Origin of the sequence: Oceanicaulis alexandrii DSM 11625, assembly GCF_000420265.1 — a bacterium.
Taxonomy (GTDB): Bacteria; Pseudomonadota; Alphaproteobacteria; order Caulobacterales; family Maricaulaceae; genus Oceanicaulis; species Oceanicaulis alexandrii.
The window spans coordinates 721,524-736,681 of record NZ_ATUP01000001.1 but is presented as its reverse complement, the minus strand read 5'-3'; the positions used below and the strand labels follow the sequence as shown (position 1 = coordinate 736,681).

Annotated in this window: 12 protein-coding genes and 1 tRNA gene; 10 read left to right on the top strand and 3 right to left on the bottom strand. The window is 62.1% G+C overall.

Annotated elements, in window-relative coordinates; translation table 11 throughout:
- Positions 1–5: 5 nt before the first annotated feature.
- Positions 6–1,646, bottom strand: coding sequence for a chaperonin GroEL (groL, locus tag G405_RS0103590; RefSeq protein ID WP_022700133.1), 1,641 nt, complete (start codon positions 1,644–1,646; stop codon positions 6–8).
- A 54-nt stretch (positions 1,647–1,700) separates the two neighbouring features.
- Complete coding sequence (gene groES, locus G405_RS0103585) at positions 1,701–1,988, bottom strand: co-chaperone GroES (protein ID WP_022700132.1); 288 nt, start codon at positions 1,986–1,988, stop codon at positions 1,701–1,703.
- A 292-nt stretch (positions 1,989–2,280) separates the two neighbouring features.
- On the opposite strand from groES, the gene G405_RS0103580 reads away from it, so the two are divergent.
- The 3 genes from G405_RS0103580 to G405_RS0103570 all read left to right on the top strand — a co-directional run bounded on the left by G405_RS0103580 (position 2,281) and on the right by G405_RS0103570 (position 5,296).
- A complete protein-coding gene (locus G405_RS0103580; protein WP_022700131.1) occupies positions 2,281–2,934 on the top strand; it encodes an OmpA family protein in 654 nt (217 codons plus the stop codon).
- 197 nt (positions 2,935–3,131) lie between these two features.
- Entirely contained in the window at positions 3,132–4,394 is a 1,263-nt protein-coding gene (locus tag G405_RS0103575; RefSeq protein ID WP_022700130.1) for an EAL domain-containing protein, read from the top strand.
- 53 nt (positions 4,395–4,447) lie between these two features.
- Positions 4,448–5,296 (top strand): TIGR01459 family HAD-type hydrolase, encoded by an 849-nt coding sequence (locus tag G405_RS0103570; RefSeq protein WP_022700129.1) that lies wholly within the window; start codon positions 4,448–4,450, stop codon positions 5,294–5,296.
- On the opposite strand, the gene G405_RS0103565 is transcribed toward G405_RS0103570, so the two are convergent.
- Entirely contained in the window at positions 5,297–6,019 is a 723-nt protein-coding gene (locus G405_RS0103565) for an SIMPL domain-containing protein (RefSeq protein WP_022700128.1), read from the bottom strand.
- Positions 6,020–6,198: 179 nt separating this feature from the next.
- Between G405_RS0103565 and G405_RS0103555 the strand changes: the two genes are divergently transcribed.
- The 7 genes from G405_RS0103555 (at position 6,199) to G405_RS14885 (ending at position 15,015) form a co-directional block, all read left to right on the top strand.
- Positions 6,199–6,275: transfer RNA gene (locus tag G405_RS0103555), tRNA-Ile, on the top strand.
- A gap of 188 nt (positions 6,276–6,463) precedes the next feature.
- Entirely contained in the window at positions 6,464–7,033 is a 570-nt protein-coding gene (locus G405_RS14895) for an RNA polymerase sigma factor (protein ID WP_022700127.1), read from the top strand.
- Positions 7,034–7,035: 2 nt separating this feature from the next.
- Entirely contained in the window at positions 7,036–8,100 is a 1,065-nt protein-coding gene (locus G405_RS16345) for a FecR family protein (RefSeq protein WP_169447490.1), read from the top strand.
- Positions 8,101–8,223: 123 nt separating this feature from the next.
- Positions 8,224–10,965, top strand: a complete 2,742-nt coding sequence (locus G405_RS0103540; RefSeq protein WP_084683398.1) for a TonB-dependent receptor — start codon at positions 8,224–8,226, stop codon at positions 10,963–10,965.
- A 4-nt stretch (positions 10,966–10,969) separates the two neighbouring features.
- Positions 10,970–12,427 (top strand): FG-GAP repeat domain-containing protein, encoded by a 1,458-nt coding sequence (locus G405_RS0103535; protein ID WP_233345981.1) that lies wholly within the window; start codon positions 10,970–10,972, stop codon positions 12,425–12,427.
- 16 nt (positions 12,428–12,443) lie between these two features.
- Positions 12,444–12,878, top strand: a complete 435-nt coding sequence (locus tag G405_RS0103530) for a protein-disulfide reductase DsbD domain-containing protein (RefSeq protein ID WP_169447489.1) — start codon at positions 12,444–12,446, stop codon at positions 12,876–12,878.
- A 55-nt stretch (positions 12,879–12,933) separates the two neighbouring features.
- Positions 12,934–15,015, top strand: coding sequence for a protein-disulfide reductase DsbD family protein (locus G405_RS14885; protein ID WP_022700122.1), 2,082 nt, complete (start codon positions 12,934–12,936; stop codon positions 15,013–15,015).
- Positions 15,016–15,158: the final 143 nt, after the last annotated feature.

Below are 15,158 nucleotides of genomic sequence, written 5' to 3'. Positions count from 1 at the left end.
TGAGCTTAGAAGCCCATGCCGCCCATGCCGCCCATGTCAGGCGCCGCCGGAGCTGCGCCTTCTTTTTTGGGCTTTTCAGCGATGGCGGCTTCGGTGGTGATCAGCAGGGACGCCACAGAGGCTGCGTCCTGCAGCGCGATGCGGGACACTTTCACCGGATCGATGACGCCGGATTTCACCAGGTCTTCGTACTCGCCGGTCTGGGCGTTGTAGCCGAAGTTCACATCGTTGTTTTCCAGCACTTTGCCGACAACGATGGAGCCTTCGACGCCTGCGTTTTCAACGATCTGGCGGATCGGAGACTGCAGGGCGCGCGCCACGATGGCGATGCCCTGGTTCTGGTCTTCGTTATCGCCGGTCACGCCTTCAAGCGCCTTGGTGGCTTTCAGCAGCGCGATGCCGCCGCCCGGCACGATGCCTTCTTCCACCGCAGCGCGGGTGGCGTTCAGGGCGTCGTCCACGCGGTCCTTGCGCTCTTTCACTTCGATTTCCGAAGCGCCGCCGACCTTGATCACTGCAACGCCGCCAGCGAGTTTCGCCAGACGCTCTTGCAGCTTCTCTTTGTCGTAATCAGACGAGCTGTCCTCGACCTGACGGCGGATCTGGTTCACGCGGCCTTCGATGGCCTCTTTCTCACCGGCGCCGTCCACGATGGTGGTGTCGTCTTTGGTGATGGTGACCTTCTTGGCGGTGCCCAGCATGTCGAGGGTGACGTTCTCGAGCTTGATGCCCAGGTCTTCGGAGACGACCTGACCACCGGTGAGAACGGCGATGTCCTCGAGCATGGCTTTACGGCGATCGCCGAAGCCCGGCGCCTTGACGGCTGCGATTTTCAGGCCGCCGCGCAGCTTGTTGACCACCAGGGTCGCCAGCGCTTCGCCTTCAACGTCTTCTGCAATGATCAGCAGCGGACGGTTGGACTGAACCACGGCTTCCAGAACCGGCAGCATGGCCTGCAGGGAAGACAGTTTCTTCTCGAACAGCAGGATGTACGGGTCTTCGAGATCCGCGATCATTTTCTCGGAGTCGGTGATGAAGTACGGCGACAGGTAGCCGCGGTCGAACTGCATGCCTTCCACGACGTCGAGTTCGGTCGCCAGAGACTTGGCTTCCTCGACGGTGATCACGCCCTCATTGCCGACTTTCTCCATGGCGTTGGCGATCATGTCGCCAATTTCTTTTTCGCCGTTTGCGGAGATGGTGCCGACCTGAGCGACTTCAGAGGAGCCCTTGATCGGGGTCGAGGAGGATTTCAGGTGCTCGATGACCAGCGAAACGGCTTTGTCGATGCCGCGCTTGAGGTCCATCGGGTTCATGCCGGCGGCGACCGACTTCATGCCTTCACGCACGATCGATTGCGCCAGAACGGTGGCGGTGGTGGTGCCGTCGCCCGCTTCGTCATTGGTGCGCGAAGCGACTTCGCGAACCATCTGGGCGCCCATGTTCTCGAACTTGTCTTCCAGTTCGATTTCCTTCGCCACGGACACGCCGTCCTTGGTAGTGCGCGGCGCGCCGAAGGATTTTTCGATCACCACATTGCGGCCTTTCGGGCCCAGGGTGACTTTCACGGCGTCGGCGAGGGTATCCACGCCTTTGAGCATTTTTTCGCGGGCGGAAGCGCCGAACTTAACGTCTTTGGCAGCCATTGTTCGTCCCTATCAATCTTGAGTGTGTGGTTCGGAAAAGCGGTGAGGCGGCGATTAGCCGACCACGCCCAGAATGTCGGACTCTTTCATGATCAGCAGATCCTGACCTTCCAGAGTGATCTCGGTGCCGGACCATTTGCCGAACAGCACGCGGTCGCCGACCTTGACGTCCATGGCGATCAGCGCGCCCTTGTCGTCACGGGCGCCGGGGCCCACAGCTACGACTTCAGCTTCTTGCGGCTTTTCCTTGGCGGTGTCGGGGATGATGATGCCGCCAGCGGTCTTGGATTCTTCCTCGACGCGTTTGACGACGACGCGGTCCTGCAGAGGACGAAATTTCATTGCCGGTACTCCGTTTTTGAGCGTCAGCTCACTGAAGATCTGGTTTAGCTCTCGCCGCCTCGAGAGCGTTAGCACTCTCAGAGGGCGGCTGCTAACAGAGGCGGAGGTAAGAGGCGCGCGTGACCCCGTCAAGTGCGCCGAGCGACATTTTTCGCCGTGGATTTCAGCGCTGTCTCCGGCCGGTTCAGCCTGCATTCATGCGCGCGTCGCGCACATAGGCTAGGATGGGGCTATCTAGACGGGGAACTTCTAGGTTAGTTCTACGTTTTAGGGGACGTTTACGGGAGAGAGTATGATGTTTCGTTCTTTGATCGCAGCCGTTATGGCGCTGGGCCTCGCGGCCGCCTGCACCACCACTGACCAGTATGGCAATGTCACGCAGAACCGGACGGGCACCGGCATTCTGGCCGGCGCGGCGGCTGGCGCGCTGCTGGGTACGCTGGCGGGCGGTGATGACCGCCGCAATGCGCTGATCGGCGCGGGCGTCGGCGCCCTCGCAGGCGGCGGCATCGGCAATTACATGGATCGCCAGGAAAACGCCTTCCGCGAGCGTCTGCGCGGTTCGGGCGTGACCGTGCGCCGTGTGGGCAACGACCTGTACCTGGTGATGCCGGGCGATGTGACCTTCGCCACCAACTCCGCCCAGATCAGCGGTCGTTTCGGCCCTGTGCTCAATGATGTGGCGGACGTGCTGATGACCTATCCGGCGACCTATGTGGACGTGATCGGTCATGCCGACAGCGTCGGCGACGCCGGCTACAATCAGGCGCTGTCCGAGCGCCGCGCCAGCTCTGTGGCGTCGGAACTGATCGCACGCGGCGTCATGCGCGACCGTCTGTATGTGGCCGGCATGGGCGAAAGCCAGCCGATCGCATCCAACGATACTGACTCTGGCCGCGCTGCGAACCGCCGCGTGGAAATCAAGATCGCCCCGCACACCTCGTAACCGGCGAGGCGGGACACCGCGATTAACGACAAGGCGCGTCCGCATGTGCGGGCGCGCCTTTGTTTTTTCCGTTTGTCCACGCCTCACAGCGTTAACGTTCTGACAAGTCCGGTTAACGCACTTTATGATCGCCGAAATGAGTGTGATTCGTTGGACTTGGTTCGTTTGGGGCCAAACAGCGACATTCAGGAGCGAGAATGCCGCGCGCAAGCGACATATTGGTGATCCTAACCTATGCGATGGTCGCCATCGTCGCGGCTCTGGCGTTTGATCGTTTTGGTCTGATGTCCGCTGAGCTCGCCTGGATGATGGGCGCGCTGGTTTTCCTGATCGGCGGTCAGGTGCACGCCTCAGTCGCGCGCGCTGAAGAACGCAAGCTCTTTGAAGACGAGATTCATCTGCTCAAAGCCGCCAACATGTCCATGCTGGATGAGTTGAGCAGCGCTCAGGACCGGATCGAGGCGCTGGCGGAGACCGCGGTCGCCACAAAACCCAGGACAGCGGAAGCCAGCGCACCGGGCACACAGGAGACGGCGCTGGAACTGAGCCAGCCGATCCAGGCCGCGGGCGATCCGCAGAACGCCGATGAACGTCTGGTCGCTGAAATCCTGGCGCGCCTGGAAGGCGGCGGCCGCGCCGCGCCTGTCGCCGCCCAGACGCCGAACGCCGTGGATCTGGTGCGCCGCGCGCTCGATGACAATCGTGTTGATCTGTACCTTCAGCCCGTAGTCGGCCTGCCGCAGCGCCGCACCTACTTCTATGAAGGCTATACGCGTATCCGCGATGAAAACGGACAGGTTCTGGGGCCGGGCGAGTTCCTCGCCGCCGCAGAGGAAGCCGGCCTGATCACCGATGTGGACAATCTGTTGCTGCTGCGCTGCGTGCAGATCGTGCGCCGTCTGACCAAGTCTGATCGCCGGGTCGGCGTGTTCTGCAATGTCTCCATCCGTTCGCTGGCCGATGAAGACTTCTTCCCGGCCTTCCTCGATTTCCTGCGCCGCAATTCCGATCTCGCCGGCGCGTTGATCTTTGAATTGCCGCGCGCCCAGTTTGAGAATCGCTCCGCCACCGCCGCGCGCAACATGGCGCGGCTGGCCGATTTCGGGTTCCGCTTCTCGATCGACCAGGTGTCGGACCTCAATATCGACCTTGCAGAACTGCAGCGCGCGGGCGTGCGCTTCATCAAGGTGGCGGGCGACCGTCTGATCGCCGCCGCCCATGGCGCAGAGCCCATTGCGGGCCGCGAGCCGGGCGCCTTGCGCCCTGAAGACGTGGCAGGCCTGTTCGCACGCTATGGCGTCGATCTGGTGGCCGAGAAGATCGAGTCCGAAGGCACGGTGGTCGAAGTGCTCGATCTCGACGTCGCCTACGCCCAGGGCCATCTGTTCGGCGCCCCGCGTCCTGTGCGCGATGAAGTGCTCAACGAAGCGGATAACAAGCTGCGTCGCGCCGCGGGTTAGGCTGAGCGCCTTCGCACATTGACGCCGTGGCATGGCTGGCCTAGCTCAGCGCCATGACTGATTTTCCCCGCCTGTCGGACCTCGCCCGAGACTATGACGCGATCCTGTGTGACGTCTGGGGCGTCATCCGGGACGGCTCGGACCTTTTGCCCGAAGCGCTCGACGCCTTGCGCCGCTATCGCGCCCAGGGCGGCACGGTGGTGCTGGTGTCAAACTCGCCGCGTCGCGCCTCTTCGCTTGAGACCTTCCTCAAGCAGATGGGATCCGGCGAGGATGTCTGGGACGGCGCGGTCAGTTCCGGCGAGGCGACCCATGCCTTGCTGGAAACCCGCGCGCCGGGGCCCGCCTTCAAGCTGGGGCCGAACTGGGATGACGCGCTGTATGAAGGGACGGGGCTGGAGTTCGCCAAGCTCGAAGACGCCGCTTTCATCTCCTGCACGGGCCTGTTTGACTGGGAAAACGAGACCCCGGACGACTACACGGACCTTCTGACCGAAGCCAAGCTGCGCCGCCTCGATCTGATCTGCGCCAATCCCGATATCGTCGTTCAGTTCGGCGACGGCCTGCGCTATTGCGCGGGCGCGCTGGCGCAAAAATACCAGGAGATGGGCGGCACGGCCGTCATGGCCGGAAAGCCCCATCCGCCGATTTACGATCTGGCCTATCGCGAGATCGAACGCCTGCGCGGCGAGCGTCTGGACAAGGCGCGGGTGCTGGCCGTGGGCGACGGCCCGCACACCGATATTCAGGGCGCGCAGTCGGAAGGCGTGGATGCGCTGTTCATCGCCGACGGCATTCTTGGGCAGGCCTTTGATCAAGGCTTTGACGCGAACAAAGCGGCCGCCCTCCTCGCGGAGGACGGCCTTGCTTCGCGCTATTGTGCGCCCAAGCTGGTCTGGTGATCAGCCTTCGATTTCCCAGGCGCCGTTGACGGTGATCGAGACGACCAGTTCGCCGCCGGAAACCGGGGTAGCTGAATCTTCCATCGCCATGGCGCGAGAGAACATCACAGGTTGGGGCGCATAGCCGCCGCTTTCAGAGAAGTTCAGCAGACGCTCGACGGTGAACCCGCCGGCCTCGGCATAGAGGTCACGGGTCTCGTAAAGCTCGGCCACGGCGCGTCGACGCGCTTCGGTCTCGGCGGCGTCCGCTTCAGAGCTGGAAAACGTCACGCCGTTGAGTGAATTTGCGCCCGCCTCGAACAAGGCGTCGATGGCCGGGCCGACGCTATCCATGCCGCGCACCAAAGCGGTGACGGTGTTGCGCGCGCTGTAGCCGGTGATCTCACGCGTGCCGCCATCGCGGCTGGACGGCTGGGAATAGACCGGGCTGACATTGAGCTGGCTGGTCTGAATGTCGCGCGCTTCGACGCCGGCCTCTTCGAGGGCGCTGAACACGCGCTGCATGCGTTGGCTGTTGGCGCGCAGGGCTTCGGCCGCCGTGCGCGCTTCGGTGACGACGCCGGCGGAGACCTGCGCCTGGTCCGGGGTGATGCGCACTTCGCCGGTGGCGGACAGGCTCAGCTGCGCGGTCTGTTCTTGCGCAGGCGCGGTTTGGGCGACCGCCGCAGCGGGCAGGGCGGTGGTGGTCATCAAGGCGGCGGCGAGAAAAACGGTGCGGATCATAAGAGCTCTCCCAGTCTGTTGTGGGTCCAGTATACGGTCTTTGAAGCCGGTCTCATGTCGGAAACGCGACTCTTTGATGGCCGTTCCCTGAACGCCTGTTCAGCTGCGTCTCGCCGCCATCGCCACTTTGCCAAATTCGCAGCCCGCGTTATCAAGCTTGGACGCTGTTTCATCTCAGCGGGCCTGTAGCTCAATTGGTTAGAGCCGGCGGCTCATAACCGCTTGGTTGGGGGTTCGAGTCCCTCCGGGCCCACCATTTTTACTATTTGTTATCCACGGATTTTACGGTCCGGAAGGTCAGGGGCAAGCGGCGCGTGTGCGGTGTGCGTTCACTGACGCAGGCGTGTCTTGAAGTGCGCCTGGATTTGCCAGCCTGTCCGTTTGAGTGATACGGACTCCGCTGTCACAGAGCCTGACAGGCTTTAAACAGCGTGAGGGCGGGGGATGGCTGAAAGCGCAAGAGGGGGTGGTCGGCCGCCTGTCCCGTCTCATGAAGACGCGGATCAGGCTGTACGCTGGGAAACCCTGAATCGCGAGTTCCAGGGCCCTCTGACAGGCTTCTTCTCAAAGAGGGTTGCGGATCGTGACGAGGTCCGCGATCTCATACAGGAAGTGTTCCTGAGACTGATCCGGCGCGGTGACCACGGTGAGATCGATCATATCCGGGGCTATGTGTTTCAGGTCGCCCGAAGTGTGTTGGCCGATCATCTGCGGCGTCGTCAGGTTCGTAGAACGGATGCGCATGAACCCTTCGATGTCGATCAGCATGGCGGTTCGGATTTTTCTCCCGAGCGCGTCTTACTCAGCAAGGAAGAGTTGAACCGTCTGATGCAGGCGCTGCAGGAATTGCCTCAGCGCACCCAGGATGTGTTCGTGCTTCGCGCGTTCGAGAACTACAAGTATGCAGATATTGCGCGCCTGATGGCGATCTCCACCCGGTCAGTGGAGAAGCATATGGCAAAGGCGCTCGCCTATGTCGGCGCAGCGCTGGATCGGGACGAGACAGGCCGATGAACATGCGTACGCCAGAACTCTCAAGACATGAGATTAACCAGCACCGCGAAGCGGCGGCGCTGTGGAGTGAGCGTTTGCGTGAAGCGGGTGCGGATCCTGACTTGCAAGCCCGCTTCGAGGAATGGTGCGGCGACGATCCGGCCAAGCGCGAAGCCTTCCGGCAGGCTGAAGCGGCCTGGCGTCTTGCTCGCTCGGTTGCACATGAACCTGAGGTGCTTGAGCTGCGCAACAAGGTGTTGTCGCGAGCGGCGTCTGAACGAAAGCCGGTGTTCAGCGCGGCGCGACTGAGCATACTCGCAGCCAGTGTTGTGGTCTGCGTCGGATTTGGGTTCCTGCTGGCCAATTGGGCGATGCCGGGCGCATCTGTCGAGCCTTCCATGGTGATCGCCGAGCAGGCGGCGTCAGACTTCGAAACGCAGATTGGCGAGCGGCTCGAAACCACCCTTGCTGACGGGTCCACCATGACTCTGGGAACATCCAGCCGGGCGCGGGTCGCCTTTTCAGACCAGGAACGACTGGTGGAGCTGGTTTCAGGGCAAGCCTATTTCGACGTGGCCCACGAGGACGGACGCGAGTTCGTGGTTCTGGCGGCGGGGCGGCGGGTCACAGCGGTCGGCACAGCGTTTGAAGTACGTGTGGACAGCGCGCAGGTCTCAGTCACCCTTGTTGAAGGCAATGTTGTCGTCGATGCGCCCGTCGCCGTGGACCAGGGCGCCGCAGGAGAATTTGCACGATCCGAGCGCGCTGAACTGTCTCCGGGCGAGCAGCTGGTGCAGATCGCAGACGCTCCGCCGAGCGTGGCGACGGTGGATGCCCGCCGGTTGACCAGTTGGCTGGATGGCTTGCTGATTTTCCAGGATGAGCCGCTTTCCGTCGCCGTGGCGGAAATGAACAGATACGCCCGCCGTCCAATCGTCATCGCGGATGAGCAGCTATCTGGTTTGCGGTTGAGCGGGGCTTTCACCGCGGGCCAGTCGACCGGCTTTGTCGAGGCTCTGGCTGAGTATTTCCCTGAAGTGCGGATCGATGAAACGGACCACGCCATAATCCTGCGCAGCGCGACCTAGCGCCAGTTTTTCAGACCCTCTGAAAGTTTTTTCGTCCCGCATGTTCGGGTTCGGCCGTCAGCTGCGTCTTCCCTGTCATGGGCCGCAAACAACAAGACCAGCGGCTGGCATGGGGAGACTTTCATGGTTCGTACGAGCTTTCGTGCAGCGGCGTTGAGCACTGTTGCATCACTCTCGCTTCTAACAGGGTCCGGCGCGGCATTCGCCTTTGTTCAGTCAGATCCGGGGGCGCGGGGGAGTGATATTGCGTCATCGTCTGAACGCGCCGTGGATTTCGATATTGCAGAGCAGCCGCTTCAGACAGCTCTGATCGAGTATGCACGCCAAAGCGGACAATCGCTTCTGTATTCGCCGGACCTCGTTGACGGACTTACGGCGAATGCGGTTCGGGGGCGGATGACGCCGACACTGGCCTTGTCGCGACTTTTGTCCGGCGCTGATCTGGACATGCAGCGCAGTGCCTCGGGCGCGATCCTGTTGCGCCAGTCCAGAGCAGTAGAGGCGCGCGAGGCCCCCGCAACAGAGACGACGAACCCGGCGCCGAGCCGTTCTGAAGGCGCGGCGTCAGAGAGCTTGATCGAGGCCAATGGGCAAGCTGAGCCTGATGTTTTGCCGATCGATACGATCACGGTGACAGGCACCAGCATTCGGGGTGTGAACCCGGAAAGCTCGCCGCTGGATATTTATTCCCGCGAGGACTTTCAAAGGCTCGGGGTCCTGACGACAGATCAGCTGCTTCGCGCCATTCCGCAGAACATCAATACCACCAGCTCGATTGGCGGGCTCGCCGTCAGCCGCGAGCTCAATGCCCGTTCTGTCAATGCCGTGGATCTGCGCGGTCTGGGCGCGGGGTCAACGCTGACGCTTCTGAATGGACGGCGTCTGCCATTGGCGGATGTTGGTGAGACAGCGGATGCGTCGCTCATCCCTTTGGGGGCTGTAGAGCGCGTGGAGGTTCTCACTGATGGCGCATCCTCGATTTATGGCGCGGATGCTGTCGCTGGGGTCGTCAATTTCGTCTTGCGGGATGACTTTGAAGGGGCGGAGACCTCGGTCAGCTACACCACGAGAGGCGATGGCGGTTATTCGGCGGGGCAATTTGATCAGGTTCTGGGAACCAGCTGGTCTGGCGGCGGGGCGATCGCCTCGCTCTCTGCTGCGACGTCCGGCCCGTTCCTGACTGATGAGGTCGATTTCAGCAACACGCCCGATACCTATCTGGCGCCACTTGACCAGCGCTATTCCGCCTTTGTCTCGGCGCGCCAGCACATTGGCGCATCGGCTGAAGTGTTCGCCGATATTCTCTATACCGACCGGCGGACGAAAACCTCGACCCGTGAGGACGGGTTCTTTCAGGCCACCTCACTGAGCAATACCCAGACTGAGCAGGTCGTCGCCACGGTCGGTGGGCGCATCCAGCCGGTGCGTGACTGGCAGTTCGAGCTTCTGGCGACTTATGGCGATTACACGAACAACCTGAACATTGTCAGGTTCTTCGATGACGGCCGCCTGCGTGAGACGAACGGCGCCCAGGATTTCAGCTCGCTTGAAGTGACGGGAAAGCTCGATGGTACGCTGGTATCCCTGGCCTCCGGGGATGTCGGCTTTGCGTTGGGCGGCGGCTATCTTGAACAGGAACTCGGTTTCGGTCCGATGCGGGCTGACCGGGCGACGAGTTATGCCTTTGGCGAGTTGGCTGTTCCCCTCATCAGTCGCGATATGGCGATGCCTCTGGTTCAGCGTCTCGAGCTGAACCTGTCCGGTCGTTACACCGACACGACCGATTTCGGAGACAGTTTTGATCCGAAAGTCGGCGTGCTTTGGGCCATTAATGACGCACTCAAGCTGCGGGGCACATATGGTCAGGCGTTTCGTGCGCCCAGTCTGCCCGATCTGATTCCGAGCGAGACGAGCTATGTCATCCTGCCGGTGACCGGGCCGCTCGGAAGCTTTCCCGATCCCTTCTCCGATGATCAATCCACCGTGTATTACGTCGTGGGACCGATCAGCAATCCTGACCTGGGGCCTGAAACGTCAGAGGCTTTCACCCTGGGGTTTGATTTTGCGCCGGCCTGGATCGATGGCCTCACGCTCTCGAGCAGCTATTTCAATATCGACTATACAGACCGTATCGCCCAGCCGCCGGATGCGTTCGAGATCGCGGCTGATCCGGAGACCTATTTCGACCTGATCACGGATGAGGTGTCGCCCGAAATCATCGCGGCGACCTTGCCGGGGGCGATCGGCCTGTTTGACGCCCGGACCGGCGACTATTCAACGACGCTGGATCCGGACGCGATCGCGGCCGATGTCACCCATATCATATATAACGGCCTGACAAACATCGCCTCCCAGCAGACCTCCGGCTTCGACGTTTCGCTCGACTATAGTGCGCCTGCCTCTTTCGGCACGTGGAATGTCGGGGCGGCGTTCACTTACATGCTGGAAAACAAAGAGCGCATCAGCGCCGGCGCGCCGGTTGTGGAGCGCGTGGGCACGCTGACCTACCCGGTCGAATTTCGCGGGCGCCTGAACGCCGGGTTTCAAAGTGGCGGCTGGTCCAGCCAGCTCCAACTCAACTATGTCGACAGCTACACCAACACGTCAGTGACCCCGGCCGAACCGGTGGATCGCTGGGTGACGGTCGATCTCATCACCGGGTTCTCCTTCGCGGACCGGCATGGCGATCTGCTCTCGGGCCTGAGAGTGGGACTGAATGTCCGCAATCTGTTCAACGAGGACCCGCCGTTCGCGCGGTCGAACTCGGCGTCGACTATCGGCACCGATCTGGGCGTGAACTACGACCCGACAAATGCCGATCCTTTCGGCCGCCTCTTCACCCTCAGCCTCAGCAAGGAGTGGTAGCGCCATGTCCCGATATGAAAGGGCCTGTCAGCCCGGCCTCATGACACAGGACCGTTTGAAACAGCGCTCGCTCGCCCGTGTCCTGTCGCTCGCACTCGCCAGCCTGTCCCTGCTTGGGGGCGAGGCAGTCGCGATCGAGAGGAATGAGGACGGCACGCCGCCCGGCGACTGGTATGAAGAGGCGATCCTTATGCGTGCGGATGGCGCGCTCATCGACACGGCCAGCGATACGCCAAGCCGTTCGGGCGTCTGGTTCGAGGAAGACCGGAATGGGCATGCCGGCCCCACCTTCCATGACTATGATGGAGACGGTCTTGAAGATCTGATCATCGGAGGTTCGGCAGGGCGTTTCCGGCTCTATCTCAATGAGGGCGAGCCCGGAGCGCCGGTCTTTTCAGGCTATGAGTGGATCGAGGCGGCAGGGGAGACGGCGATCGTCCGCAATTGGTGCTGCGTCGCGGCGGGCCCCAGTTTTGCCGATATTGACGGAGACGGTCATGCCGACCTCACGGCCGGCTCGTATTCTCCGGGATTGATCTACTGGTTCCAGGGTCAGGATGGCGGCTTTCGGGCGCGGCAATCGCTGACGGACTGGGGCGGCCTTGATGTCATTACTCGGCTGAACGAAGTCGATGAGGGTCCCCATCTCGCTTACGCGGCCAAGCCCGCCTGGCTGGACTGGGACGATGATGGCCGGCTGGATCTCATCATTGGGAATGCCCAGGGCGATCTCGTCGTGCGTCGCAATCATGGTCCGGCGCACCAACCCGGCATCACACCCGTTGAGGGGCAACCGGTCTTCGCCACCTTCAGCTGGGGCGGCAGCCATCAGCTGGACGTTTTCGAAGTGGTGGAAGGCGGCGCAGGACCGATGCAGGGCGAGGAATATCTCGTGCCTGCCGTGGGAGACTGGGATGGCGACGGGCATCCGGATCTGATCGTCGGGACACAATCCGGCGCTGTCTATTTCCTGCGCAATCTGGGTGGAGAGGAAATCGCCTTCGCAGCACCACAGAGGCTTCTGCCTTCTGTGCGCGGCGGAGAGCATATTTCCGCACACGTGGTCCGCCCCGGCCAATACAGCCCTGTTCGAGGCTCGCGCGCCTCGGTCGCCCTGACAGATTACAATGGTAATGGCGTTCTGGACCTGGTCGTAGGCGACTGGTCTCGGAGCCTGACCTTAAAAAACGGGCTGACTGACGCCGAGCTGCAAGCTTTCGAGGCCTTGCAGGACGAGCTCGTCGCTCTTGATCGCAGAGCCGGCGTTGAAGGTCCGGACGAGCCGTTCCGCGATCGTTTCCGCAGCACTTTCGTGTACTTCGACAATGAAGACCTGCGTGAGGAAATGCAGGCGCTCGAGCAGCGCCTGGGACAGTTCTTGGAGCCGGTGGACAGCACGCGCCTTCAAATGCTGCGTGGTTATGAAAGGCAACATGGTCATGTTTGGGTCTATGTCCGTTAGAGGGGGGGCGGCCGCGGTGGCGTGTGCTGCAGCAATCACCGCTGCAGCACACGCCCAGCCTGTCAATGTCGAGGTCGTTGCGCCTGAATCCGTAGCGCCCGGGACGCCGTTCCAGATCGAGGTTCGCCTTGAGCTGGAAAGGGGCTGGTATCTGTACGCTCCCACAGGGGTGAACGCTGGGCAGGGACTGATCGAGACATCCGTGTCGATGCGCGATCATGAGTATGCGCAATTCGCCGACGCCCGGTTTCCCGAGCCCATCTCCTTTGGCGCATACGATATTCTGACAGGTGAGGTCGTCAGCCTGCTTCAGCCTGTGCGGTTTCACCCCCGCACGCCATCCGGAGACATGCTGATCCGCGGCATGGTGGAATACCAGACCTGCGACGGCGACACGTGTCTGCCGCCTATCGAACACCCGATCCGGGTCTTGCTGCGTGTTGAAGACTAGGCGCAACCGGTTGAGTTTGAGGCGCGTCCCAGGCAGGCTTCAGAACGCTGTTCGCATGCTGGCTGTCGCCCTGGCCCTGTCGCTCTCTTGCCTCGCGCCCAGCCTCGCACAGCCTCTTCCCGCAAACGCGTCGCCGGTAGAGGCGACCCTTAGCCCCGTGTCTGCCCGCATTGAACCGGGTGGCGCCGCCGATGTGCGTATCAGGCTGGAGCATCAGCCCGGCTGGAGCACGTTCTGGATCAATCCCGGCGCGGGCGAAGCCATTATCGCACGGTGGGAGGCGCCAGAGGGTTGGAGCGTCGAAGCCGAGGGGTGGCCAACGCCGCGCCGGATCATGGACGGGGAGGGGCGTGTTTTTGGCTATGGCTATGATGAAACCCTGCTGCTGCCGTTCCGGATCGTGGCGCCGAACACTGCGCGCCCGGGCGCCATCAAGAGCGTAGAGCTCGAGGTTCAGTGGCTTGCCTGTCGTGAACAGGACTGTGTTGAGGGTGGTGCAAGCCTGTCGCTCGATGTTGAGGTGTCCGCGTCAGCAGAGACCTCTCGACCAGAAATGAACCCGGACGTTCTTACCCTCCCGGAGAGCGCTGATCAGTGGCGGTTTGATGCGAGCACCGCGCAGGGTGAAATCAGGCTGCAGATCATCGCTCCGGAAGTCATCGATGATCTGTACTTCTTTCCTGTGGAACCCGTCATTTGGCACGCAGACCCGCAAACGGTGACTCGGGTTTCCTCAACCGAGCATGAGCTCTCCGTGCGGACTGACCCTTTTTATCAGGGGGACAGGTCTCGCCTTTCCGGCGTTCTCGCTTTCACCGACGGGGAGGGCGCCTATCGGGGGGTTAGCGTGGCTTTGCCGCTGGATGCGCAGAGCCCTTCTAGTGAGGCCGCCGCCCCTGCAACGCCTCAAGGCGTATGGAAGGCGATCATGTTCGCTTTTCTGGGCGGGCTGATCCTGAATCTCATGCCCTGTGTCTTGCCGGTGCTCTCACTCAAAGCGATCGCCCTGGCGCGCAGCGCCGGCATGAAGCCGGCCGCGATGAGGGCGGATGGCTGGGCGTATGCGGCTGGCGTTTCGTCATGTTTCGGGCTGATCGGACTGGCGGTCTTGACCGGCAGAAGCATCATGCCTGCCGCAGGCTGGGGCAGCCAATTGCAAAATCCGGTCATCGTCATGGGGCTGGCGCTTCTGATGACGGGCGTGGGTTTGAACCTGCTGGGCGTTCTGAAGCTCGGGGGTAGCCTGCAGCGTCTCGGCGGCGCTGTTCAGACTCGCCCGGGCCTGCAAGGCGCGTTCCTGACTGGCATGCTTGCCGTTCTCGTGGCGGCCCCTTGCACGGCGCCGTTCATGGCGTCGGCTTTGGGGTATGCGATGATCGCATCCCCTCTGGGCGCGCTGGCGGTGTTTCTGTCTCTGGGCAGCGGTTTGGCCCTGCCATATCTCGTCATCACGCACGCCCCGGCCACGCAGCGCCTGTTGCCGAAGCCTGGCCCATGGATGCAGACCCTGCAGCAGGTTCTCGCCTTTCCCATGTTCGTGACTGCGATCTGGCTTCTCTGGGTGCTCGGCGCGCAGACCAGTCATGACGGAATGGCCATAGGCCTTCTGGCCTGCCTTGCGCTGGCCGGTGCGGCCAAGGCTTTGTCCCATGGGGGGCGGGTTGGTCAGACCCTAGGCGCAAGCCTGATTGTGCTGGGGGCGAGCAGCGTGCTTCCCGTAGCCTGGCTCTCAGGATCTTCCGCCGCCGCCGAGCTCGTTGAAAGCCAAGGAGGAGAGGACTTCTCCCGGCAGGCCTTGGCGTTGCTGCTGGCAGACAACCAGAAGGTCTTTCTCTATTTCACGGCTGACTGGTGCATCACCTGCAAGGTGAACGAAGCGACGGCGTTGAGGACACCGACCACGCTGGACCATTTTGATCGCAACGACATCCGCTTGATGGTGGGCGACTGGACCCGTGAAGACCCGGAGATCTCCCGTTTCATTGCCGATTACGGGCGGGCGGGCGTGCCTTTATATCTCTATTTCGAGCGTGGGGCCGGGATCGATGAAGGCGTGATCCTCCCGCAGGTGCTGACAGAAGAGCTTATACGTCAACACACGACCGAGGCCCCTCAGGGCGCCGAAGCCGGTCAATAAAGCGTCTCGCATTATCGTGGCGCTACACCCAACTCTCTCATCCTCTCGACAAACCGGGCTGGCGCATGCTGCGCCAGACGCGTCCATAACGGGTTCGACATACGCTCGTTCTGAAAGCGGATAAGAAAAGCCCCCGCCGAGGT